This window comes from Microcoleus sp. Aus8_D2 (assembly GCF_036702665.1).
Classification (GTDB): Bacteria; Cyanobacteriota; Cyanobacteriia; order Cyanobacteriales; family Microcoleaceae; genus Microcoleus.
Genome location: NZ_JAUBUN010000011.1, coordinates 107,175 through 133,678, shown reverse-complemented (window position 1 = coordinate 133,678; position 26,504 = coordinate 107,175). Strand labels below are relative to the sequence as shown.

Here is a 26,504-nt window from a genome sequence, read left to right as displayed (position 1 = left end):
TTTCCGTACACAATGATTTTTTTCAATTATAGTCATTGGTAAACAAATTCTATTGCTGCTGTCAAGTAACTTGTAACAAGATTTTACATTGGTGATGCTGTAAGCAAACCGCAGATGCTAACGAATATACGCAAATGAACGCAGATAAAACTCTATCTGCGTTCATTTGCGTTTATCTGCCAATATCTGCGGTTGCAATAACCGTATAGAACCCATTTGACATCTTTTAGGCCGCGAGCTGCTTGACTGCTGCGAGCCACTCAACTGTGGATACCATATCGCTCGCAAGATGTCAAACTGGTTCTCTAACGAGAGAGAATTAAAACAAGTTTTAACTCCCGTTATGCAACTCACTAGGATATTCTGAAATCAGATTCTACAACAGCGTGAGCTTATCGTTTGCGTTGCAGATACCAAGGGGCATGATTAGGATATTCCTTAATATTCCAGGCATTACCAAATTTTTCCATGGTCAAAGTTGTTTGGACTGTCTTACCGTAACTACCATTTTCTTCATAGGCAATAAACTTTCTTTTGCCCTGATTCCAGTCACCGCTCCACTGAACAAACATCACGACATGACCATAATTGCCCACCTGTTTATTATTGATCGCATCACCAGGGCGCAAATCATCTGCATTGTTGACTGCTGTATGCGGTAAAGTGCCAGTCACAAATGATGCTGTTAGTTCCCAAGCCATACTAATAAAACCTGAACAGTCCATGCGATATCCATCACGGTAAGTACCCTGATTGTATGGAACCTTTGCATCTACCCAGGCTTTGGCACGCTGTAAAATACGACTTTGATTTGACCCTGTAGTAGTGCTTTTCCAACGCTGGTTCGCATTATTAGCATCGCACGTAATTAGATGAATCCTGCCAGTATTAGTACGAGTAGGAGAATCAACACAGAAATTAGTTCCATTTCGGCGGATTAAAAATTCCCCACTAGGAAGATTCACTAAGTTCCAGTTTTGGTCGGGATCGGCAGCGCTGCAAGACCAAACATTTATTTCGGCATTATTGGCAAGATAATGAGCATTTAAGCACTTTCCTGTAGAACCGTGACGTAACAGTGTGCTAGCGCTACTGCTACCCGGTAAACGTTCAAATTGTTGGTCAGGGTCGTTGATGTTATGTTGATAAAGAGACATTCGAGGAGTCCCGTCAATCAACCGAAAAGAGTTGTTTGTATTCAGTGCATATCCGCCATTTACCTGAAAAGTTTCTGCTGCTTGAGCTGCTTGAGCGGTCAAACCAAAAGAAATACTAGCAATCGCGATGACCGTCATTTTTTGAATTCGATCGAAATTCATAATCCGAATCCTTTACTGATGAGTGATTTGATTAATTACGTTCTGGGATCTTCCAGCCCATTTTTCTAGCAGTGTCAGAACTAAAGCAGGCAATATCGCCACTTTTTTCTCGACAAATTTGGGAATTCAACCAATAAGGTTGACTCCATTTCTCCCATTTAATATTGGCAGTAGCATTGATTGTTTTTGGTCGAGTCTCTGAGTCTAAATCTACTGGTTCTCCACCTCCTGCCTGTGCTTTTTTTCCTAAAGATAAAATTGCTAATTGTAAAGCGATTAGCAGAGTAAATCGCCAACCCAAAAAAGCTGGTTTTGACATTTTGTGGGAGCGATTTGATTTTGGCTTTACAAGAAATACAGCATCTGATTCAATATCAGGAATAGCCATGATTGTTGTCCTATAGTCCTAGATACAAAGTCTGCTGAAAAATTGACAAAAAGACTCCGCAGACACGCCGCACATACGTGTCATAATTACTAAACTTGCTCAACTGAAAATTAGGCTCGCTCGCACTTTTACATAACTCTCAATGCGACCAACAGTCTTATAATCTTTCCTGTTTACTTATCAGTCTCAACTCACTGGTTTTATGCAAAACTCAACTTGTTTTTGGTAAAGCTTTGTAAAGACTCCGTGGAAGCACTGAAAAGAGCTGGTTTTAGCTGTTGAAGTGCGATCGCCCCAACCGCCCGATCGTCGATCGCACCATAGGATTTATGCGCGGGTGGCCAGAAACCGGGTTTTTACGAAAATTATTCGCTGTTACCAGGAGATTAGGCCAAAAACCCGGTTTCTTGAGCTTGGTGCGTAAGTCCTTATTTATCTATCAGGGCCAACTCGGTAGTTTTATGCAAAATTTCAATTTTTTTTGAGAAATTCTGTAAAGACTTCGTGGAAGCACCGAAAAGAGTTGATTTCGGGGGTTGAAGCCCGATCGCCCCAACCGCCTAACTGTCGCTCATACTTATCTATCAGGGCCGACTCGGTAGTTTTATGCAAAACTCAACTTTTTTTTGAGACAAATTTGTAAAGACTGCGTGAAAGCACAGAAAAGAGCTGGTTTCGGGAGTTGAAGCGGGATTCCCAAGTCTGTCTATAAATCGACATGGGCGATCGACCTATTTACAAAACTCAACCTACACTAAAATAGCTACATCAACCGCACAGCAAAGCTTTCAACCAAATTTACAAAAAAAACTTGGAAATTTCGCATAAAATTTCCCAACTCACCCTGATAAGTAAATGTAGGAACAAAGTTGCGGCCGCACTTAACTATGAACGATCAATCCAACCCCTCCGAGGGGGAAGACCACTCATCCGACGATTCCGATGCTGTTCCGGGCTCAGGAGACTCTAAATTATCGACTCGACAACTTTTATATCAAGAGCTCAACAGCCTTGTCATCCAAACTTGCCAGGAGTCCTCTAACCCTTGGAAGCGAAAACGTTTGTTGAATCAGCTTGTCACTAAAATGAAAAACTCCGGTCTGATCTGGAAGGAAAATGTACCTTACTATGAAGATGCTGTCCAAGAACAGTGGGAGTTTTTCTGTAGCAATTTGTGTGAATGCGGCACTGGCACTCAGTACGATCGCGATCGCAGCAATGTCATAACTTGGTTCAATAATTATTTCAAGTGGAGACTAAAAAATTGGGCTGTGAAGGTAGCTAGAGAAAATAGCAGGAGAGACGATCGAGAGCATTTTTTAGAAGACGGAACGCCGATCGATCGCATCGATATTTTACCCGCCCCGGATGAAACTCATCTAGTCGAATGTATTCAATCATTTGAAGAAGTTCAAGTATGGATCGAAACCAATCCTGATGGAGTGTTAAATGAGTACGTTCGAGGCAGAAAAGATATCAATTGTCAAGTTATATTGAGAAGTAGGTTATTTGGCAAAGATTTTACCACAATAGCAGCAGAGTTTGGCTGTGCTTATCCTACAATCTATGGCTTTTACCGAAACAAATGTCGGCCTTGCTTGCAAGAATTTCGAGAAAAACGTGGCTATTAATCATACAAGGAGTTAAACAAGGGAAATGAAGAATACTAGCGGAACCGAATCATTGCCAATGCCAATTACCCCAAAGGCAATTCGTCTAGCATGGCAATTTGCTTCCGAGCACCAACATCCCCCAAAAGTAGAACAAATTTACATTAATACTTTGGCAGTGTTGGCAGTCGCCGATTATTTAAGAATTTTAGATATTGATACTGACTTGACTGAATGCGATAGCTGGAACTCAGTAATTCGTCTGCTGGAAGATGTGGCAGATGTATATATTAAAGGATTGGGAAAAATTGAGTGTCGCGCAATTAGAAGAGTACAGCAAAAGGCAGAAAATGGCAATCAAAATTTATCTGGAAATTTACCTGAAATGTGTCGTGTTCCCACCGAGGCGAGGGAGGAACGCATCGGTTATATAGTCGTAGAAATTGATGAGGAAGAAAAGGAAGCAAGATTGTTGGGATTTTCTCCAACTGCGGAGACTGGCGAATTAGTATTGAAAGATTTACATTCCCTGGATGACTTCTTGATTCACCTTGAAAAAATATATGAATCTAAAGTCGATCTGCGTCAGTGGTTGGAGAATATATTTACATCAAATTGGCAGTCTGTTGAATCGATCTTCGATCCGCAGCCGGAGACTGAACCCACTGAGATTGAAAATCCGGTCAAATCTAATTTAGGTAATTGGTTGAAGAATGTTGTTGAAACAGGTTGGCAAAAATTTGACCAAGGTAAGCAAAATTTAGAAGAGGCAATTTTTCCTGATGAGCCTCCAAATTTTGCATTCCGAAGTGGTGGAAATTCGAGACAAAATTTGTCATTATCAGGGGGACAAGCCAGCCTCCAGCAGAGATTTCCCGAAGCGGATGTTGCGAGGGCTAGATTGATTGATTTGGGAATGCAGTTGGGTAGGACAACTGTGGCTTTGTTGGTGGCGATCGCCCAACAGAGCGATCGCACTATTACAGTTCATGTTCAGTTGCATCCGGCGATCGGACAACGCTACCTCCCACCCCATACTAAACTCTCGTTAATATCCGACACGGGAAAAATCTTACACAAAAGTGAATCAACGGTTGAAGATTTGTGTATCTTGCTGAATGATTTTGAGGTAGAACCCGAAGAGAGCTTTAGCATCCGAGTAGCTCTAAATGATTTGAGCGTAACAGAAAATTTTGTGGTATGATTTTGAAAATCACTACACTCACCTCGAATTTATGAGTAAGAGTATTATATTGGTTTTGGGTTCTGGAAATTTAGACGACGGTTTTCCTCACGTCACAGCGGAAATCAAAGAATCAGAAAAAACCTTAATTCAATTTTCGGGAAGCCTGCCACCAGCACCTGAAATTGCGCTATTGCAGGAAAGATGGAAAATAATGTGTAAAGCGCTTAAACCTCGAAGTGGTGAGGATCGGATCAAGGTCAAATCCACAGGAGTTACAAACATTTATGAGGACAAACCTGAAGCCGTATATCGGAACTTGCAGAAACACATGAAAAAGTGGCTGGAGGCTGACGAATTTTGTAGGAGAATTGAGTCAAATCTCAGAACGCACATCGGCAATGTATCTCAATGTTTTAAAATATTTTTAGAAGTCGATCGCTCTGAGATTTGGGAGTTACCTTGGGATTCGTGGGCGTTTCGCGAAGCTTACGCTAACTGCGAAATAATTCCCACTTCCTCAGAATATGGCCAAAGAAATCCACAGAAAACCACAGCAGAAATATCTCTACCTTCCCAAGGCAGAATTTTGTGTGTTGCTGGGAATAGTAAGGGACTTGATATTGAGAAAGATCGAGAATTTATACAAAATAGTTTAGGGGAGCTTTGCAAATTAAATTTTCTCAAAGAGCCGACTCCTCAAGAATTGCACGATCGCCTTTTTGACGATAAAGGTTGGCAAGTTTTCTTCTTTGCCGGACACAGCAACAGCGACAACAATGCTGCTAACGGAGTGCTGTATATCAATCAAAATCCTGATGACAATAGTATTAAAGTAGAAGATTTAAAAGCAGGTTTAAAAAAAGCGATTAGCAAAGGCTTGCAGTTGCTAATTTTCAACTCTTGTTCTAGCTTGGGAATTGCGACAGATATAGTTGCTGAGGGTTTAGATTTACCGTCGATAATTGTGATGCGCGCGCCGCTACCTGATGTAGTTGCTCACGATTTTGTGAAGTCTTTATTCACATATTTGGCTGCGGGAGAGCTTTTGTTTTTAGCAGTGCGAAAAGCTAAGGATGAGTTGCAGAAATGGGATTCTCAATTTCCGGGTGCGAGCGGGATTCCAATGCTGTGTCAGCATCCGACGTTTGAGGAGTTTGTTTTACCGCAGCCGGAAGCCGATCGCCCTTTCGTACCTGAAACAGATGCTGTAACTGGGGATAATCGCCCAAACTACCCACAATTTACCATTTCCACTAAATTTATGCAGCGTGCCAGCATCAGTTTAGCCGGTTTGGCGATCGGCTATCCATTTATCGGCCCAAATCTGGCATCTGCGATTAACGCATTTGGAGTGGAAAAGCATCGCAGCAATCAATTTTTAATCGCTAAAGCTTCCTACAATCTAGCTGCGTTAATTAACCCCACTAACGGCGAACCCTACTATAACTTATCCGAGCTTTGCAAAGAATTAAGCGATCGCAAATGCGAGCGAGAATCAATGCAAAGTGCAGTCTGGCGTGGAATTCCCGAAGCTCACGCTCAAATATCCAAATCCTTCTTACTGGAAAATAAACCTGAAGATGTTTTAAAGGCGATCGCACTTTGCTTAAAAAACACTAAACACGATGGAGTGAAATCAGCTTGTTTCAAAAATCGTGGCTGGTTGCGCTTAAACCAAAAGCGATACGACGAAGCGCAAGCAGATTTAATAAAAGCAATATCTCTCAACAGTAAAACTCCAGAAGCTCAATGTCTTTTAGCGAAGGTACTCGAAGCTAAAGGGAAATCGAAAGAATCACTCAAACATTGGCAAGAAACGCTGAAAACTGCCAATCCCAGGATACCAGAACAAGATGAGTGTATCCAAATCGCAAAGGAACGTTTACGAATAACAGGAAAAAGTCAATGAAAAAACCGACGACTGTTGTTATGGGTGCAAGTGCGATCGCAAGTACGTTTATTTCAGTCAATATTCTACCTCATGTGCGATCGGGAATTGATACAAGTTTATCCAAAATCTCCGCTAACAACCCGATAATTTCCCCAGCAAGCGCAGCAACAACAAGAATACCCAACGGACAAATCCTAAATATTAGCGGCGAAGTGCAGCTACAACGTCATGATGGCCGAAAGATTCGGGCGACAGCCGGTACGCCAATTTATCCGGGCGACAAACTGCAAACTTCACAAAATGGAGAAATTACGATTCAATGTGCAGATTTAGGAATTAAATCAATTAAAGCGGGCGAAAATCAATTGAATAGCTGTTTGTTGGCTAGCGATAAGTCGAAGGATGAGTGCAATAAAAACTTAATTCATTGTCCCGATCGCGGTGATGATAAAATTGCTTGGAACAATGCGCCAATTCCTTATATAATCAGTCCGAGGCGGACAAAATTGCTGGGAAATAAGCCGACTTTGCGCTGGAATTCGGTTGCGGGTGCGACTAGCTATAAGTTGAGTCTTCTCGAAAATAGAGCAAAGTTAAATTGGGAAATGACGGTTAACGGTACTGAGGCTGTGTATCCGGGGGAACCGGCGCTGAAACCGGGTGTTAAGTACCGATTGATTGTGGAGGCGAATACGGGGGTTTCTTCGGAAAGTCCTCTCGTAGAGGGAGATACAGAGTTTCGTTTGCTGGATGAGAAGGAGGTTTTGGGGGTTAAGGAGGCCGTGCGGACGATCGAGCAACAGGTATCGAATGCAGCGAGTCAGAAATTAGCGATCGCACAAGTTTATGGTAGCGCGAACTTGAATTCCGAAGCAATAGAAACCTTAGAAAGCTTACCAGCAGCGGGAGTTGAGACAGCGCCCATTTACCGGAAGCTGGGGGAAATGTATCGAGAGCGATCGCAACTGATGCCCCAGGCTGAAATATACTATAAAAGGGCGATCGATGCAGCTAAATCCGATGATATCGAAGAGCTAACCGACGCGCGTTACGGTTTAGCACAGGTTTATTCATCCATGCGGAAGTATGCTGAAGCGATACAGTATTTGCAGTTAGCAAAAGAGGGATATCAAAGTTTGGGAGATTTGCCAATGGTGGAAAAGATAGGCAAGCAATTGCAAGATGCCCAAAGGAGAAAAGATAGGCAATAGTAATACTAAATTTGCGATCGTAAAACCCAGAATTTGTAGGGGCGGGTTCACCATTAATTATGTCACCGACAAACAATCTGCATAAACCCGCCCCCACCCAACAAATCATCCCAATAAACATCCCCACCGATGGATTAAATTGAATTAATTATTAATTTTTCGTGGGGCGGGGGCGGGTTTTATAAACCGTCACTGGGTGTCATATATTTCGGTGAACCCGCCCCTACAGGATTGTGATATTATGTATTGTTAATAACTTTATCATATAATAACAAAAAATATGAAATCAGCCGATCCCAAAAATCTATTTCTCCTAACATTCCTCTCCTTCACCGCCTTAGCAACTTGCGAAACAGGACTTTTCACCCCATCCCAAACAGCCACAGCCCAAATCACCCCCGCCACCGACGGCACGAATACTCAAATCATTCCCAACGGCAACCAATTCAACATCCAAGGAGGCCAAAAATCCAGCGATGGCACAAATCTGTTTCACAGTTTCCAACAGTTTGGTTTAACTCAAGGACAAACTGCCAATTTTATCTCAAATCCCAATATCCGCAATATTTTCGGGCGAGTTGTCAGTGGCAATCCTTCGATAATTAACGGGATAATTCAAGTTACGGGCGGCAATGCTAATTTATTTTTAATGAATCCATCGGGGATTGTTTTCGGTGCAAATTCGAGCTTGAATATTCCCGGTTCTTTCACCGCGACTACTGCGACAGGCATCGGTTTCGGCAATAACTGGTTTAGCGCTGCTGGAACTAATAATTACGCACAATTACTCGGAAGTCCAAACACTTTTGCTTTTACAAATCTACAACCAGGAGCAATTATCAATCTTGGTAGTTTGGCAGTTAAGGAAGGGCAGAATTTAACTTTATTGGGCGGCACAATTTTGAGTACCGGACAACTTTCTGCACCCGCAGGCAATATTACTATTGCTGCTGTACCAGGTCAAAATTTAGTCAGAATTAGCCAGCCTGGAAATTTATTGAGTTTGGAGATTCAGCCGCAATCTGTGGCTGGTAGTTTGCCTCAAACTTGGGTGTTGGCAGTTACATCTTTGCCAAAGTTGTTGACGGGTGGAGGGGAAAATGTAACGGGAGTCACAGTTAATTCTCAAGGGGACGTAGTATTAACTGGTTCGACGACTCAATTAAAAAATGGAGATGTTGTTTTCAAGGGAACTATTAGTACCTTATCTACAACTGATAAAATCAATAGTGGCTCCGTACTTTTACAGGCTCTAGGTAATATTATTACAACAGATATTAATACTAAATGGTTCGGCGCATTAGGCAGGGGAAATTCAGGCAATATCACTATTACCAGCACAGCAGGAGGCATAAACACTACTGCTGGTACTTTATCTAGTTATTCGTATAATGGCAATGCTGGTAATATTACACTCAACGCTCAACAAAATATTTTCACTGCCAGTTTAGAATCTGCACTCGATCAATATGTCACTGGTTATGTCAAGACAGGAAACTCTGGTAATATTTCGATTACTAGCATGGGAGGTTCCATCGATACCAGTGCCGGAGGTTTGGACAGTAGAGCAAATAATGGTAATGCCGGTTCCGTTACTCTACAAGCTAAGAATAATATTACTAGTGCTGAGATAATAACTCTTCTTTTGGGTTCAACAAGTGGCAATAGTGGCAATATTTCGATCGTAAGTACAGAAGGAAGCATAAATCTTAATGGTGGCCGATTAAACAATGGAAATTCTCAACCAGATAATGTTGCTTACAAATTAGATACAGGAATTACATTCGGAAAAGGAGGTTCTATTTATCTAGAAGCTAAAAATGATATTACAACTGGCATAATCTATACTAGAGTCACTAATAATGGTGTAGGGATTAGTGGCAATATTTCTATTTTAAGTAGAGCAGGGAATATTAATCTCAGTGGTACACAGGTATCAACCAATTCTGACAATGATAACGGTGGTGCAATCAGATTAGAGGCTAATGGCAATATTAATGGTTATCAAATTTCTACGACTGGTAGGCAAGAAGGTGGTGCAATAAGTCTCAAGAGTGGTGGTTCGATCAATTTGGATTCGCTCAATGCCGATGGTGAAAACAGCAAAGGTGGAAATATTACGGTTCAAGCTCAAAATGGTATTCAAATATCACCTGCTAATCCAATATTTTCTCGTTCTTCGGTTGGCAGTGGTGGCAATATTATTGTGTCTAATACTAATGGAAATGTTAACATTGGGAGTATAAATACTGAGTCTAAATCACAAGGTGGCAAGATTGATATTACTAATACTAATGGTAATATCAATACAAATCAGTTGGTTGCCGGTGCTTATGTACCTGGGCCTCCGCCATTCACAACTCAAACTGGTGGCAATATTAATGTAAATGCTGGCGGGAATATTACGACTACTATTGTCGCGTCAAAAGCTCAGCAACAAAGTGGGTCAATAAATCTTAATAGCAATGGCTCTATCACTACTCAAAATCTGTTTACTGTAGGCAATAATAATGGTGGAAATATTACTCTCAAAAGCGGTGGTGCGATAAATACCACTGCTGGATTTATCAACGCAATAGGAGGCAATAATGGCGGTAATATTTCCCTCGAAGCCACGGGCAATATCAATACAGGCGAAATTGGTAGTGCTCTATTATTAAGCGGTTTCAACGCCAATAGTGGCAATCTTCGCATTCAAAGTGGCGGTAATGTTAACACAACTGCTGGCCCAATTATTACTGCGGCAGCCAATGGTAAAGGTGGAAATGTAGCCATAGATGCTAAAGGAAATCTGGCTACTTTTACTATTAATTCCCGCACTTTTTCTACCAATACTAATGTGATTGGTGGCAATATTGATCTCAAGGCAAAGGAATCAATTACTGCTTCAGGGAATATAGAAACTAACCGCAATAATATTACATTTAGCGCTCCGGTAAGATTGGCGAATGACCTCTCTGTTAAGATTTCCGGCACAGGTGACATTACTTGTAACTCTACAGTTGATGGGCCGTACAATCTGACTGTCAAACCTGATGCGGGAGTGGCTCAGTTTTTAGATGCTGTGGGCAGTATAGCTCCTCTTAACAGCATCGATATTCAAAACGATATTTCCACAACTACCACAGCGATTAACATTACTACTACTAATAATATTATTACCACGGGAAATATCACCTCGCCATTGGGGATTTCTTTGTACAGCGAGAAGGGAACAATTCAAACGGGGAATCTTAACTCAAGTTCCTCTACTGACGGTGGAAATATTAGTCTAAATGCTGGGGGTAATATTAATGTGAATCAAATTGACAGTCAGAGCCTTGGTAATGGTAGAGGTGGGAATATCTATGTTTGGAGTGAAAAGTTTTTTCGGGCGGTAAACTCTTTTATAGATAGAAATGGGGTGGCTGCTAGCATTTCCGCTGCGGGAGGTGCTGGGGATAAAGGCGGTACAATTTTTGTGCGTCACGGCGGTAATGGAGTTACACCTTTTATTGTTGGCAATTCAACAACTAACGGAAGTGCTGGTGCTATTACTAGGGGAAATGGCACGGCTGAGTCAACGATTTCGTCGGGTAACAGCTATCTTTATACACATAAACAAGATACAGAAAGGATTCAAGTCATATCTGTTCCAGATCCTCAGCCATCACCGACGCCGACTCCATCGGCGACACCGACTCCTTCAGCAACGCCGACTCCATCGGCGACACCGACTCCTTCAGCAACGCCGACTCCTTCAGCAACGCCGACTCCTTCAGCGACACCGACTCCTTCAGCAGCGCCGACTCCATCGGCGACACCGACTCCATCAGCGACACCGACTCCTTCAGCAACACCGACTCCTTCAGCAACACCGACTCCTGCGCCTGCGCCTGCGCCAACACCTGCGGCTACTACATCCCCCGCACCAACACCTGTAACTACTGCATCGCCCGCACCTGCAACTACTGCATCGCCTGCGCCAACACCTGCAACTACTGCATCGCCCGCACCTGCAACTACTACATCGCCTGCGCCAACACCTGCAACTACTGCATCGCCTGCGCCAACACCTGCATCGCCTGCGCCAACACCTGCAACTACTGCATCGCCTGCGCCTGAAACCGCTGCAACTACTGCATCGCCCGCACCTGCAACTACTTTATCGCCTGCGCCTGCAACTGCTGCGCTTGGAGTTATAACCATTGGGAGTCCGTCGCCGACAACCACTGCAACTTTCGCACCTTTACGTCCACCCACGCGGCAGCCTGCACCCCAAAGCCCGATCGCCCCTACTCCCACTCCAACACCCGAAAGCCCGATCGCCCCTACTCCCAATCCAACACCCGAAAGCCCATCCCCAACACCCGCAATCTCGATCGCCCCAATCCCATCCCCATCCCCAACACCCGAACCCCCGCCGATCGATTTTTCCCCCATCGAAGAACTACTAAACACCAATTTCTTCACATTACCGCCCCGCACACCCCGCACACAGCCCTCACCCCCAACAATACCAAGCGCCGCCGATCGCATACCCGCCGCCCCCGCAATTCCCCCGATCGCCCAACTCACTGCGCCGATCGCCCTTCCAAGCCCGATGGCTCCTCCAAGTGCGATCGCGCCAAATCCAACACCCGCACCCCTACAATCGCCTTACAACCCGCCTGTAGCACAAATTCCACCAGTATCTGCACCCTCTTTTTCAGACATTCCCGCACCCATTCCCGCACCCATTCCCGCACCCATTCCCCCAGCCGCAATAGCACCCACCCAAAGCGAAAATCCGCAACAAGATTTAGCCTTTTTAATTGGCAATTCATTAGGAGCAAAAACCACCATCACTCTAAATCCTGAAACCGGAAGCCAAACTTTTGATTGGCAATTTCCCAATCCCCAAAACAATTTTTCCCTCACACCACCTCCACAAACAACACCGGATATTACCTTAATAACGCCGCCAGAAAAACCGCCAGAAACGCCGCCAGAACTTGGTTCTTCTGCTACAGAAAAACCCGATGGATGGATAGTCTTAACTCCTAATCCTGCGCCTGCTATTGAGCCGCCCGTTGAGGAAATCGAACCTAATTCCTCGGCAAACATTCCCGAAACTACTCCGCCACCAACTCCAGCCCCTGTACCAACTCCCGCACCCGTCCCCGCACCAATTCCAGCACCAATTCCAGCACCAACTCCAGCGCCTGCACCAACTCCAGCGCCTGCACCAACTCCAGCGCCCGCACCAACTCCGATCGCCGAAACTCCCCCACCGGCAGATATCCCCAATCTGATTCCCTTAGAAATCAGCAGATTTAGCGTCGAACAAACCTTAGATCGAGGCAATGCTAATGATGCTGTCCCCCTAATTGATAAACTCTTTGAACAAGACTATGAAAATTATTATGGGGATAATTTCACTGACAAAAAAGTAACGGTTGAATATCTGAGAGAAACTCTGAAAACTATCAAGGAGGAAACCGGGAAGCAAGCTGTGATTGTTTACGCGATCGTCCGTATCGAAGAATTGTCGCTAGTCTTAGTAGTTCCCGACGGCCCTCCTATTATCAGAAACATCTCTGTTGACAGCAAAGATTTGCTCGAAACAGTGAAAAGTTTTCACGGCTCGTTAGCTAAGGCAAATGATTCGGAAAATGGAGAATATTTGACAAATGCTCAGCAACTTTACCAGTGGCTAATTGCGCCGATCCGTTCAGATTTAGAAGCATTAAATGTCGATACCCTAGTGTTTTCATTCGATGCGGGTTTGCGACAATTACCGCTAGCAGCTTTCCACGATGGCAAGCAATTTTTAGTAGAAAAGTACAGCCTCGGCTCAATTCCCAGTGTCAGCTTGACTAATACCAATTATCAAAGTTTGAAAAACGCTCAAGTTTTAGCAATGGGCGCTTCCTTATTTCCCCATACTAATAAAGATGAGTTGCGTGCAGTGCCGATCGAATTATCGGCGATCGCGGATACCATCCGCAACAACCAAAATCCTGCCGAATTCCCCTTGTGGCCCGGACGGTTTTTTCTCAATCAAGACTTTACCCTGGAAAATCTCACCAAACAGCGGCAGCAACAGGCGTTTGACATTGTTCACTTAGCTACTCACGCCAGCTTTCCGCTCAATCAAAACGGACGGAAGGAGGCTGAGATTGATTTGTGGAAGCGCTCTTTGGCGCTGGATGAATTTCGGTTGGCGAAGTGGTACGATCGCAGGCAAGTACAATTATTGGTGCTGAGTGCGTGCGAAAGTGCGATCGGCGACAGTACAGCAGAAATGGGTTTTGCGGGATTGGCAGTCCGCAGCGGTGTAAAATCGGCTGTGGCGAGTTTGTGGAAAGTTAATGATTTCGGGACTTTGGGGCTGATGACTGAGTTTTATGCTAATTTGCGATCGGCTCCCATTAAAGCTGAAGCCCTCAGACAAGCTCAACTGGCGATGATTCGCAAACAGCTAGTCATTAAAGATGGTAAGTTGGTGGGGAGTCAAAGGGCGATCGATCTTACCAAAGCTCGACAAGTAGCAAATTCAGATTTATCTCACCCGAAATATTGGGCCGGATTTACGCTAATTGGCAGTCCTTGGTAATCAGCTAGCACGCATTTAATTTTCATACCAATTTCCCAAATTCATGCAACAGTATTTACAAATTTTATCATAAACAAGTAACTAAATGTATCCCAGACGACTACCTTTTGATGTCATAAATTTGGTATGAATAGCAAAACTGGCTGCATCTCATTTTTGCATTTGTAGTCCTGTCTCCGCTCGTATGCTTTGTATATGATTGTGCGATCGGGGAAAGCACTGTCAAAAAAACTTTTTTGTTTGCAAAAATCAGATGCTCCAGGCCAAAGGCAAAACTAAACTATTTAGCGAAGCAAAATCTATGAGCAACTTTACTAAAATATTCAATTCTGAAGACAAATCCGAAGCCAGCTTGACTCCAGAGGAATCCGTCGCTGCGATCGCACTTGTTGCAGCGGAGGCAAATTCCCCTGACGCAGACGCAGATATCTTAGAAAGCATACTTTGGGACTCAGAAATATTTGCTGAATTCTCGGAAGATGATATGTCAGCAATGCTTCAAAAACTCGCCGGTATTATCGCTAAAGACGGTTTAGGAGCATTATTTCATACTGCTTGGGAATCAGTGCCAGATGAGTTTGTTTTGGATACTTTTGCCGTCACCGCAGCAATGTTTGTCGCAGATGGCGAATTGTCCCAGAAGCACCTGCCTTTTATCCAGGAATTCCAGGAAGTATTAGGTGTGGAAGATGAGGAAGCTGAGGAAATTATCGAGGATGTAATTGCTGCATACTCGGAAGTAGAGGGCGAAGAGCCTGATTTAGATTTAGATGGGGCATTGTACGTATCTCCTGAAGGCAATTTTAGCGTCCCGATTCCAGTTGACGAGCAAAAAGGCGGTAGAATTGACGAGGAAGAAGGCTGTGTGGCATTTTCTGACGACTTTGGCGTTTTGCTGAAAATTGATTATTTTCCAATTGCTAGTGAAGTGGGAGCAGAAATCGAGTCTGTTGGCGAGGAAGCTTATCTCAAGTCTTTTCTCGACAATTTTGTTTCTCAGGCAATTTTTACTAATGTTGCCAACTCTAAGTTACTCCACACGGAATATTTAGAAGATGAAGAAGCTTATTTTGCGGTTGTCGATTTGCCGGCGGGCGCAACTCTCAGCGTGCAAGAAAACGACGGCTCTCTAACTCGGCTGGATTGTTACCGGGGACTTATGGCTTTTATCGCTGACGATTTTTGCTACACGGTAAGTTGTCAGCGAATTTATCAGGACAAGGACGAATTGGGTTCCCTTGAGTCTGAAGTTGAGGGGATTATGAACAATATTTTCGAGTTTATTGAGACTATCGAATTCTCGGCCCTCGAATAAACACGACTTATAGCGGAGCGAGGGAAAGATGAAGTATTGACTAATCAATCTCTCAATCTCTCAATCCTTCAATCCCTCAATCTAAAAAGGTGCGGCTCCATGTGATTTGCGATTGAATGCTAGAGATTAAAGATGGATCCACACCCTAGGAATATTGTCCTTCAATCCCTCAATCTAAAATCTCAAAAGGTGCGGCTCCATGAGATTTGCGATTGAATGCTAGAGATTAAGCATGGATCCACACCCTAGGAATATTGTCCTTCAATCCCTCAATCTAAAATCTCAAAAGGTGCGGCTCCATGAGATTTGCGATTGAATGCTAGAGATTAAGCATGGATCCACACCCTACGAATATTGTCCCTGCTAGATTAGAGTAGAGGTTTTTTGCAATAAAATAGTGCGATCGAGAACAGGCTGTTTAACAGGTTCTCGATCGCACTTCCAAATAAAATCAGTCAACCGCAGTCGAAATACAGCAGCAATTAGCCGCCATTTTCGACTAATTAGTAGTCTGAGCTTCCACCAATCTTTGCTTGAGTTCTTCCAGAGCACTCGCCCAGCGCGGATCTGGCTGCACCGAGCCGGTATCAGCGCTCGAAACCGTTGTTGCTGACTGATTGCGGCGAGACTTGTTGTTGTCACCCCGACGGCGATTGCTTTTGCTAGAACCGCCGCCTCCACCTTGGGTAGGGGGAGCCGAGCGCTGCTGTTGCTGCGGCGCAGGTACAGGCTGCGACGGCGACGCCGACACCAATTGCGGCGAAGCAGGCGACGATGACTGCGGCTGATCGTCTTCGCCCTTCTCAGATTTACCCTTAGAGCGGGGTAAAGCCTTCTCTATTTTCAGCGGGTTTTCTTTGAACATCAAGCCGTTGTATTTCTCAATAACTTGATCTGCTTGTTCGTCGGTTAGCACCGTCACAAAACCGAAGCCTCTGCATTTACCAGTTTTGCGGTCTGTAATTACCTTTGTGGTAACAGATTCGCCCTCGGGTGCAAAAACTTCTTGCAATTCTAGGCGATCGAGTTCCTTGGGTAGATTACCAACATAAAGACGAATAGACATGAAAAATTCCTCCCGACTTGGATTTTAATTAATTTGCTCGAACAGAATTACCTGAAGTCAACTGAATATTGACCCCCAGAAACACCAGATAACCGCAGAATTCGCGCATTCCTCCCACCAACCTTGACAGATCCCCCCACCTTTTAGAACAAAAAGATGATTTACTCTGATCGGGCCGGAACTTAACCGCCAATGCAGAGAGCTTTTAAATCTCAGGTTGTTGTGTAAACTTTTAGTCATCACTCAAATGTTGAGGCTATTGGCTATTCTGTATTACTTGCTTCCGGTTTTGATTCAGAATGTTTATAGCCAGGGCCGTGTAGAAATTTATGTCCAAGGATGTCAATTGCAAGCGATCGGAATGCCAGTATTCAGTCTAATACAGTGAGGGATAAAATCGCTAACATTTTTTTCAGCCAGTAATCTTACCTCACCCCTAATCTCGCTCCTAATGCTGAGGACTACTCACTTACCCGGTACCTGAAATCGGCCCCGGCAGCGTCCGACCATTCTTTAAAGGTATCACAGCCTTGGTAACAGAGCTAGTTATTTAGGAAGATTTCACCGGCAATTGAACGAAAACCGCATCTGAATCATTTTTCTGAATTCATCCCGCAGAGCTAAATTGGCTGTCGAAAAAAAACAGCCGACAAGCGGCTGGCTGAACTTGCTGTGTTGGGAGGTTGACAATTTTTACGCAATGCCTTAACGATTTTAGCCAATTGAAGTTATTGCGCTATTTGGTTCAATCCAATATGTAAATAAATGTAACACGATGTCGGCAAAAAAGCAACTTTTCTTTACGAAGGGTAGTCAGCAGTCAGTAGTCCGCAGTCAGCAGTCCGCAGTCCGCAGTCAGCAGTCCGCAGTCCGCAGTCAGTAGTCCGTAGTCCGTAGTCCGTAGTTAGTAGTCAGTAGTTAGTAGCAAGAGGGAAGAAGGATGCGTGCTGCGCGTGAATATCCCATAGGGTGCGGGCCGAACACCAAGAAGATCGATCGCCCATGGGCCATTTAACTCAACACTTATCTCCGGCTGGGGGTTGTGTCCGACTCGTGCGGCAATCTGATAACTATTGCTCATACCAGCTAGACCGTAGGGTGCGTCAGGGAGAAAATTCAGAGTCTGTGGTCGCGACCTTCCGCCCTGACGCACCCTACAATAAATAAAATCAAAAATCAAAAATAATCTCATGTTCCGCCCTGCATAATAATGTATGCGCCCCAAAAAGCAGCAGCAAAGGCCAAAATCGCCGACCAAATCGGATGTCCGCTGTCACTGACTCTCCCGGATTGACTGCGGAGAGTTTCCAGGTCGATCGCCACAGTAGCGCCTCGGCGCAGCCAACCAGTCGCCACAACCGGTTTTCCGATCAAATCACTGGGGCGAGTCGTCTGTTTGAGCAAAAATGGGTACAAAGAGCCGATCGGGCCAATCCTCGAAACATAGTGCAACCTCACCAAACCCGTCGCCGTTTGCAAAATTAAATCCTGTCCGAGCCAATTTTCAATACCAGACCTACCCAAAAGTTGCCCGGAAAGCTGCACAGGTTGAGCATCTACGGGCAGACTTTCAGGATTTGACAAAATTTCCGGTAAACTCGGCGAAGCGGTTTTTCGTGGGGTAATGTCGGGGAAAAAATAGTTAATCCGCAGCAAAGTACCAAGACAAAATCCGATCGGCAAACAGCCCCAAATAATCGATCGATCGCCCCAAAGCCAATCCAGCAGCCAAATACTCGTCCTCGACAACATCCCGCCAATCAGCCACAGCAGGGCCACCATCGCCAAACTCATCGGAATCCCAAAAAACGGCGCACCCTGTAAAAAGAGTTTTGAGTCTTTAAATTCGAGTATTGACTTAAACAGAGACAATTTTCCTTTCTTGGGTGGTTCGGGCGACAGACTCGCCAAATCTAATTCAGTCTCCAGTTTCCAGAATTGAGCGTAGAGTTCCAACAGCTTCAAACGCTCTCCCAGCAAAGGATGCGTGTTGTTAATTGTCAACCAATTGCGATCGGGATTGGTGACATCCCACAGCAAAATCTGTGACAGCGGGGCCTGTAACGCAGCAGAACCAAGGGTTACAGCTTGTGCGACGCCGACGGGTAACAATAAATCGAAACTTTCGAGAAAAAAGCTTGTTTGTTTTTGCTGTTCGATATTTGCAGCAATGCCGATCGCAATTTTAGTCAGTGCCCGCGTCAAACCGTTAGGATTGCCGGTAATTTCTGCCGCCGTGCGATCGCTAAAATACACTCTACGGCGCGAAAACCACAACATCGGCCACCGCAACAACTTATAAATCCCGTAACTCGTGGCAGAAATTGCAGCCGTTACAATTCTCACAGCAGAACGCAAAAAGTCGATCGTCATTAGATCGCACAACCGATCGCCCCAGTAAGCAGTCTGCCAATATATAAGGTAAGGAATTTGAAGTACCAGCATCGTCAGGGACATCGGCGCAAAATCCCAATGGGCGATATGGGCCAACTCCCGCGCAAAAATAGTGGCAATTTCATCATCCGTGAGTTGATCCAACAGCCCTTGACTGACAGCAATCCGAGCAAAACGGGGCAAACAGCCGTAACTGAAAGCCACAGGAACATTCAGCGGCAACAGTTTCAGCACAGGGGTGGGCATATTTTGCTTGGTACAAAAACTGCGGAGTACGCGCGTCGCTTCTTTGCTGTGTTTGGATAAAACTGAGGCGCGCAGGGTTTCGATTCCGCCAAATAGTTTTAGGAGTGCGTCTGTCAGCCAGGGAGATGAGGCCAAAAGCAATCCGAAAACAAACTGTAGAAACAAAGTTGGATCTCGGTAAAAAAGCTGAATCGGCTGGAAAATTGGCACCCTAGTAAATATATAAAGCTGAACTAATAGAGAATTAGTGTTTGTCAGCAGGAATTGTAGGACAAATCGGGCTAGGAAAAATAGGGCGATCGCACTTCCCAAAGCTTCAATCCGAAAATTCAGCAACTTTAGCGATTTGAGAGGGCGCGGGCTTTTCGCGCGCCCCGCTTGGCGCCAAGTAAGTTCGTAAGTATCTGTTGGGGAACCGGAACTGTTTTCGTCGCTATTTTCTGCATCGGTTGCGGTTTCTGTAGGGGCGGTGCCCCCGTGCCCGCCCTCTAGTGTCGGGCGAATCGGCGGTTTGGGGGGTGGAGGTGGCGGGGAAATATGTGTTGATTTGGTGTTTACTGGCGTGGTAGTCGGCTCTAACGGTAAAAATCCAGTTTTTTTGTCTGCGGTTAGTCGATCGCCCTTCAGCGTATTTTTCGCCGATTTGGTTCCTGAATCGAAGGCGACAAAGCCTGTTTCAGGTGGAGTTTCCGGTGTTTTTGGAGGGGGAGGTGGGGTTAATTCTTTTAAAGTGCGATCGGCCCAGGTTTTGATTTGGGTGTTGGAGATTTTGGTGAGGGAAGTGCACAGGGCGATCGCGCTTTTGAGATTACCGGTGGCTTTGTACGCCGCTACTAACCCCATCTGGGCGCGGATTCCGGGCGGTTGATTTGCTGCGGTTTGGCTGACGGATTCCAAAAGGGCGATCGCGCGTTGGTAATCTTTTTGTTTCAAAGCAGCTAACCCAGCCTCCAGAGACTGTTTCAGAGATGAATCCGCCGAATTTTGATTGTTTGGAGATGCCATAACTGTGCTTGCGATCGCGTCTTGTCTAAGATAACCTCACTTGAAGGCAGTGCGGCAACTATAGCCTTTCTCATAAAAATGAGTCGTAGGGTGCGTCGCCGAGCGAAAAATCCCTGGATGCGATCGACAATCTCATAGATCCGCACCGAGAAAACAGAACTCGCAAAACAAACAACACTTATTTCGTAGAGATATTAATATTTGTAGTCGTAGGGTGTGTCGCCGAGCGAAAAATCCCTGAATGCGATCGACAATCTCATAGATCCGCACCGGGAAAACAAAACTCGCAAAACAAACAATACTTATTTTGTAGGATTACTTTTTTCAACTGACATAAGGTGCGTCAGAATTGGTATATGCAAAACAATTAGGTTTTGCCATCTGACGCACCCTACTCCCTTTTATTTCTTAGTCCGCGAAGGCGGACTTCGTTTGTGTAGAAGCGGTTTCAACCGCCGACTCCAATCTTCAATACTTTCGAGTTAAAATAACACCAAAGCCCCAAACCTAAATCATCACCAAATCCCAACAAATATGCCCATTGACGACGAAGACTTTGAAAGCCAATCGATCGCCGACGATCGCCAACTGCAACTTTTCACCGACAGACACGAAATTACCCGCCGATTTGCCTTTTATTTAAACGAAGACCCCCCGCGCGAACAAATATTGTATTTTTACGGAGATGGAGGAAACGGCAAATCCTTGCTGCTCAAACACTTGCAGTTTCACTGCTGCAAAAGATTTACGCCGGAAGTTTGGCAACAATTGCGCGACATCCCAGAAGCAAAAGCCGCCGAAGTTGCCGATTTCGTCCGCTACGCAGCAGCCAAAACATACACTCCCATACCCGTAGTGCGGCACGACTTCGGCTTGATACCGATAAAAGAAGATAAACCCCAAGATAGATTTTACGGCTTGCTGATGCTGCGGCGCAATCTGGCAGAATCCGCTAAAAAATATAAATTTAAGTTTCCTAATTATGATTTTGCCTGCTTTTGGTATTTGCTGAACAAAGGCGAGTCAGACGCAACTCTCAACCAACTTTTCCCCAATGAGTTAATTGATTTTTTAACACCTGTAGTCGAAACCTTTGCCGGATTTCCCGTGGTGTCGCAAGTGGCGGCGGGGCTGAAATTGATCGATAAATTCGGCGGCATTAAGCGCACGATGAAGTTAATTCAAACGCGCCTCGGTGTCAGCGATGAACAAGCAGATGAAATTCGCCGTAAAGATATTGATATTGAGTTAATCGACTGTTTGCCGAAATTGTTTGCAGGGGATTTGAATGCGGCAATGGCTGGGAAACAAAAACCCGAACGCCTTGTGATGCTGTTCGATACTCACGAGAAATTGTGGGATGAAAAACGCAATTCTCAGGGTGAAAAGTTTTGGTATCAAGATGAGTGGTTTCGGCGGTTGCTGAGGGCATTGGATTTCAAATCGGGGATTGTGGTGGCTGTGGCGGGGCGTGATTCCCCAGTCGCACAATTGCGGTGGCCGAAGGCGCCGAGGTTTCCAATTCCCGAACATTATATCGATGCACAATTGGTTTGGCATTTGTCTCCGGCTGATGCTAAGGATTATTTGCATAAAGTGGAGATTGACAAGCCGGATTTGGCGGATGCTGTGATTAAATATGCCAGCATTAATCCCGATGAGAGTTGGGAGAATTTGCAGGTACATCCGTTTTATTTGGGTTTGTGCGCGGATGTGGTGTTGGCCCAAAGGCGCAGGGGGATTGAGTTGCTGTCGTCGGATTTTCCGCGGATTCGGAAGTTGGAACATAAGACAGCGGAGTTAACGGATCGTTTGTTGATGTATGTGGATCGCGAAGTGCGATCGGCTGTGCATTCTTTGAGTGCTTGTCGGGCTTTTGATGAGGATTTGTACATGAGATTGGGAGCAGGTTGTTACTTCCAAGCTAGCAGTGCAAATTTTGAGATGTTGACGAGTTTTTCCTTTGTGTGGAAAGAGCCGCAGCGGGGTGAAAGGTGGTATCGAATTCACGATTTATTGCGGCGCTTGGATGCGGATAGGGATAACGAGAAAACTCGCAGAGCTCATGGAGTTTTAGAGGGGCATTATCGGGAATTGGGGAATCGGGCTGAGGCAATTTATCATGTTAATCGCTTGGATTGGCAGCGGGGTGTGGAGGAGTGGGTAGAGGTGTTTGATGAAGCTTTGAAAAAGAGTCGCTATAAGGAATGCGAGGCGCTGCTGGAAGTTAGAGATGAGTTGTGGATTAAAAGTGATTATTGGCTTGGTAGAGTTTCGCGATCGGAGGGAGCTTACTATGCTGAGTTGGCTCGATATATAGAAGCAAGACAGGAATATTTAGAGGCAGTTGCGGCCTTGAATTCTGCTTTACTTATTGCACCGGATGATATCAATGCTCTCAACAACAAAGGGAATGCGCTGCAAAGTCTGGGTAAATTGCAAGCAAAGCTAAGTGAATTTGAGGCTGCAAAACAGTCTTACTTTGAGGCGATCGCCGCCTATAATTTTGCTTTACTTATTGTACCAGATGATATCGACGTTTTCAAGAACAAAGGGATTGCGCTGAAATGTCTGGGTAATTTACAGGCACAGCTAAGTGAGTTTGAGGCTGCAAAACAGTCTTACTCAGAGGCAATCGCAGCCTATAATTCTGCTTTACTTATTGCACCGGATTATATCAATGCTCTCAACAACAAAGGGAATGCGCTGCGAAGTCTGGGTGATTTGCAAGCACGGCTAAGTGAATTTGAGGCTGCAAAACATTCTTACTTGGAGGCGATCGCTGCCTTGAATTCTGCTTTACTTATTGAACCGGATGCTATCTGTGTTCTCAACAACAAAGGGAATGCGCTGCGAGGTCTGGGTGAATTTCAAGCACAGCTAAGTGAATTTGAGACGGCAAAACATTCTTACTTTGAGGCGATCGCTGCCTGTAATTCTTCTTTACTTATTGCACCGGATGATACCTGTGCTCCCAACAACAAAGGGAAGGCGCTGTTAAGTCTGGGTGATTTGCAAGCACAACTAAGTGAATTTGAGGTGGCAAAACAGTCTTACTTTGAGGCGATCGCTGCCTTGAATTCTGTTTTACTTATTGCACCGGATGATATCGGTGTTCTCAACAACAAAGGGATTGCGCTGCGATGTCTGGGTGAATTGCAAGCACAGCTAAGTGAATTTGAGGCGGCAAAACAGTCTTACTTTGAGGCGATCGCAGCCTATAATTCTGTGTTACTTATTGCACCGGATGATATCGTTGCTCTCACCAACAAAGGGAATGCGCTGCGATGTCTGGGTGATTTGCCAGAAAAATTATCTGAGAGACAGGAAGCACTCAAGAATTGGCAAGAGGCGCTGGAAATGTTCGATCGCTCTTTAGCCATTAATCCTAATGACGATTCGGTTCGCAATACGCGCGATTCGCTGCAAGAATCTCTCGATTATTTGCGTGAGGATACTATCAGCAGTTAGCTTGATGCGAACGAGTGAATCCGACAAAGAAACCGGGTTTTTCCCCAAATCTGTGAATCACAGCGAAGAATTATCGAAAAAACCCGGTTTCTGGCCCCGCGCGCAGGACTTACCCACTCCGACAAAGAAACCGGGTTTTTCCCTAAATCTGCGAATCACAACCAAGTATTATCGTAAAAACCCGGTTTCTGACCCCGCGCGCAGGACTTAAAGAAACCGGGTTTTTCCCTAAATCTGCGAATCAAAACGAAGAATTATCGAAAAAACCCGGTTTCTGGCCCCGCGCGCAGGATTTACGGACGCAGACAAAGAAACCGGGTTTTTCCCTAAATCTGCGAATCACAACGAAGAATTCTCGAAAAAACCCGGTTTCTGGCCACCCGCGCGGCGTAAGTCCTAATCGGTACAAAGTTACCAAATGAGACGGCGGTTGAAACCGCGTCTACACAAACGATCCTGGACGCCGGACGCCGACTGAAGACAATAACGTAATTTCAACGATCGTGTTTTCCTCAACCCGCGGAGGCGCGTGAGTGTTTGTGTCGCCGCGAATTCCATTCGCCCGGTCTTATCAGGGTTTCCCTACTCCGCGCTAACGGCCAAACCAGAAGCCACAGGCGCGATCGCATTTAACATCAAAACAGGATGTTCCCCCTCCACCTGACGGCAATTCCAGTCATTTCTAAACAACAAAACCGGCCGTCCCCAACTATCCTTCACCGTCACAGTATTAAACAACCGTCCAACCTTTGCCAGCGCATCCCAACCGCCATCAACCCAACGAGCTACACTGTAAGGCAACATATCGATCGTAGTTTCGACATTATATTCCGACTGCATTCGGAACTGCACCACCTCAAATTGCAACTGTCCCACAGCCGCCAAAATTGGTTCGCGTTTCGACTCGTCAACCGAATACATAATTTGTACGGCGCCCTCTTCCTGCAACTCCGAAACACCCTTTCGGAACTGCTTAAACTTAGAAGGATTGGGATTTCTCAAAAAGGCAAAAAGTTCCGGCGAAAAACAGGGAATCCCTTCATATTCGAGTTTTTGACCGGTGTAAATAGTATCGCCGATCGCAAAAACCCCCGGATTGTTCAAACCAATCACATCGCCGGGATACGCAACCTCGATCGACTCTCGATCCTGAGCAAATAATTTTTGAGGTCTTGACAAACGCACCGTTTTACCAGTCCGAGCGTGAGTCACATTCATGTCTTTTTCAAACTTACCGGTACAAACCCGAATAAACGCCACCCGATCGCGATGTCTCGGGTCCATATTCGCTTGCAACTTAAACACAAACCCGGTAAAGTCTTCGTAAGTTGGCGGAAGTTCTCCGGCGCTGCTGTTGCGGGCGATCGGCTTCATAGCGTAATCTAAAAACGCATCTAAAAACAGCTCCACCCCAAAATTGCTCATCGCGCTACCAAAGAAAACCGGAGTCATTTTCCCAGCCCGAACCAAATCTAAATCCAGTTCAGTTCCCAACTCATCGAGCAGTTCCAACTCTTCTTTAAGCTGATAGTAAAGGTCTTGTTCCAACAAATCCTCAATGCGCGGATCGCCCAATTCAATTACAGTATCAACCGCCGCGCGAGAACCGTGTTGACTCCGCTCGAACAAGTGAATTTTGCGCCCTCTGCGATCGAAAACACCCTTAAAGCGATCGCCCGTACCGATCGGCCAATTCACCGGATAAGTCTGCAAGCCCAATTCCTTCTCAATTTCGTCCAACAAATCCAAAGGATCTCTGCTAGGGCGATCGAGCTTATTAAAGAAAGTAAAAATAGGCAAACGTCGCAGCTTACAAACTTCAAATAACTTGCGAGTTTGCGGTTCCAAACCCTTAGCAGCGTCCTCAAGCATCACCGCATTATCAGCAGCAGCCAGAGTGCGATAAGTATCTTCACTAAAATCTTGGTGTCCGGGAGTATCGAGCAGATTAATGTGATAATTTTGATATTCAAACTGTAAAACAGTAGAAGTAATCGAAATTCCCCGCTGCTGTTCCATCGCCATCCAGTCAGAAGTAGCGTGTCGTTGAGCCCGCCGCGCTTTCACAGAACCTGCTTCATGAATCGCACCTCCGTAGAGCAGCAGCTTTTCTGTCAAAGTAGTTTTCCCCGCGTCAGGGTGGGAGATAATCGCAAAGTTGCGCCGGCGCTCAACAGCAGTTAGCAGTTCAGTTTCGAGTTCTGTTGTCATCACAAATTAGGTAGGGGAATCATCACCCGATCGCCATTATAGCCTGTGCTAGAGTGACTATTAAAGGTAAACTTATTGCTAAAGTCAAGGGAATAAAAGCCATATGTACGACTCCGACAAGCGGAAGCTGCTATCACTGGTGTGTCACGGGGCGATTTTTTTCAGCACCTTACTGTTCTCGATCGGAGCGCCGATCGCTGTATTGTTAGTATCTGATGACCCCGTTGTCAAAGAAAACGCCACAGAAGCAATCAATTTTCACCTGAATGTATGGCTGTACAGCGCTGTGATTGTGGCCTTAACTGTAGTGACTTTCGGGCTGGCCGGGTTTATCCTAGTGCCCCTAGGTTATCTGCTGCATTGGGGACTGACAATCATGGCTATCCTCCACGTTTTGCAAGATCCTAACCAACCTTACCGCTACCCTTTTATTTTCCGCATAGTTTAGACAGCAAATCGCGCTTCACCATCGATTTTAAACAACCCGATTTCTTGCATAAACCGGGTTTTTAATTGTTTGATAAATCCTGTAAAAATCCTGTGGTTCGTAGTGAGGACTTTAGTCCTGAGATTTTTATAAATAAGGACTAAAGTCCTCACTACAAACGAATTAT

At 45.1% G+C, this 26,504-nt stretch carries 13 protein-coding genes; 8 read left to right on the top strand and 5 right to left on the bottom strand.

Annotated elements, in window-relative coordinates; all coding sequences use genetic code 11:
* Positions 1–392: 392 nt before the first annotated feature.
* Both QUB64_RS11615 and QUB64_RS11610 read right to left on the bottom strand, forming a co-directional pair.
* Positions 393–1,319, bottom strand: a complete 927-nt coding sequence (locus QUB64_RS11615; RefSeq protein ID WP_333276640.1) for a ricin-type beta-trefoil lectin domain protein — start codon at positions 1,317–1,319, stop codon at positions 393–395.
* A gap of 31 nt (positions 1,320–1,350) precedes the next feature.
* Positions 1,351–1,707, bottom strand: a complete 357-nt coding sequence (locus QUB64_RS11610) for a hypothetical protein (protein ID WP_333276638.1) — start codon at positions 1,705–1,707, stop codon at positions 1,351–1,353.
* A gap of 887 nt (positions 1,708–2,594) precedes the next feature.
* Here QUB64_RS11610 and QUB64_RS11605 point away from each other — a divergent pair.
* From QUB64_RS11605 to QUB64_RS11580, 6 genes are all read left to right on the top strand, one after another.
* Entirely contained in the window at positions 2,595–3,338 is a 744-nt protein-coding gene (locus QUB64_RS11605; protein ID WP_333276635.1) for a hypothetical protein, read from the top strand.
* 25 nt (positions 3,339–3,363) lie between these two features.
* On the top strand, positions 3,364–4,521 hold the full coding sequence (locus tag QUB64_RS11600) for a DUF1822 family protein (protein ID WP_333276633.1): 1,158 nt from the start codon (positions 3,364–3,366) through the stop codon (positions 4,519–4,521).
* Between the two features lie 31 nt (positions 4,522–4,552).
* On the top strand, positions 4,553–6,412 hold the full coding sequence (locus QUB64_RS11595; RefSeq protein WP_333276630.1) for a CHAT domain-containing tetratricopeptide repeat protein: 1,860 nt from the start codon (positions 4,553–4,555) through the stop codon (positions 6,410–6,412).
* Positions 6,409–7,605 carry a tetratricopeptide repeat protein gene (locus QUB64_RS11590; protein ID WP_333276628.1) on the top strand — a complete coding sequence of 399 codons (1,197 nt, stop codon included), beginning with the start codon at positions 6,409–6,411 and terminating at the stop codon, positions 7,603–7,605. Before QUB64_RS11595 ends, QUB64_RS11590 begins: the two co-directional genes overlap by 4 nt.
* A 280-nt stretch (positions 7,606–7,885) precedes the next feature.
* Positions 7,886–14,182, top strand: a complete 6,297-nt coding sequence (locus QUB64_RS11585; protein ID WP_333273019.1) for a CHAT domain-containing protein — start codon at positions 7,886–7,888, stop codon at positions 14,180–14,182.
* A gap of 253 nt (positions 14,183–14,435) precedes the next feature.
* Positions 14,436–15,497: a hypothetical protein gene (locus QUB64_RS11580; protein WP_333273022.1), complete on the top strand. Its 1,062-nt coding sequence runs from the start codon at positions 14,436–14,438 to the stop codon at positions 15,495–15,497.
* Between the two features lie 499 nt (positions 15,498–15,996).
* Here the strand turns inward: QUB64_RS11580 and QUB64_RS11575 are convergent, their stop codons facing one another.
* Both QUB64_RS11575 and QUB64_RS11570 read right to left on the bottom strand, forming a co-directional pair.
* Entirely contained in the window at positions 15,997–16,563 is a 567-nt protein-coding gene (locus QUB64_RS11575; protein ID WP_333273024.1) for an RNA recognition motif domain-containing protein, read from the bottom strand.
* 1,188 nt (positions 16,564–17,751) lie between these two features.
* Positions 17,752–20,208 carry a zinc metalloprotease HtpX gene (locus QUB64_RS11570; RefSeq protein ID WP_333273027.1) on the bottom strand — a complete coding sequence of 819 codons (2,457 nt, stop codon included), beginning with the start codon at positions 20,206–20,208 and terminating at the stop codon, positions 17,752–17,754.
* Between the two features lie 534 nt (positions 20,209–20,742).
* Between QUB64_RS11570 and QUB64_RS11565 the strand changes: the two genes are divergently transcribed.
* Positions 20,743–23,679 (top strand): tetratricopeptide repeat protein, encoded by a 2,937-nt coding sequence (locus QUB64_RS11565; RefSeq protein WP_333273030.1) that lies wholly within the window; start codon positions 20,743–20,745, stop codon positions 23,677–23,679.
* Between the two features lie 582 nt (positions 23,680–24,261).
* On the opposite strand, the gene prfC is transcribed toward QUB64_RS11565, so the two are convergent.
* Complete coding sequence (prfC, locus tag QUB64_RS11560) at positions 24,262–25,890, bottom strand: peptide chain release factor 3 (RefSeq protein ID WP_333273032.1); 1,629 nt, start codon at positions 25,888–25,890, stop codon at positions 24,262–24,264.
* A gap of 103 nt (positions 25,891–25,993) precedes the next feature.
* On the opposite strand from prfC, the gene QUB64_RS11555 reads away from it, so the two are divergent.
* Positions 25,994–26,338 (top strand): DUF4870 domain-containing protein, encoded by a 345-nt coding sequence (locus QUB64_RS11555; protein WP_333273035.1) that lies wholly within the window; start codon positions 25,994–25,996, stop codon positions 26,336–26,338.
* Positions 26,339–26,504 lie beyond the last annotated feature (166 nt).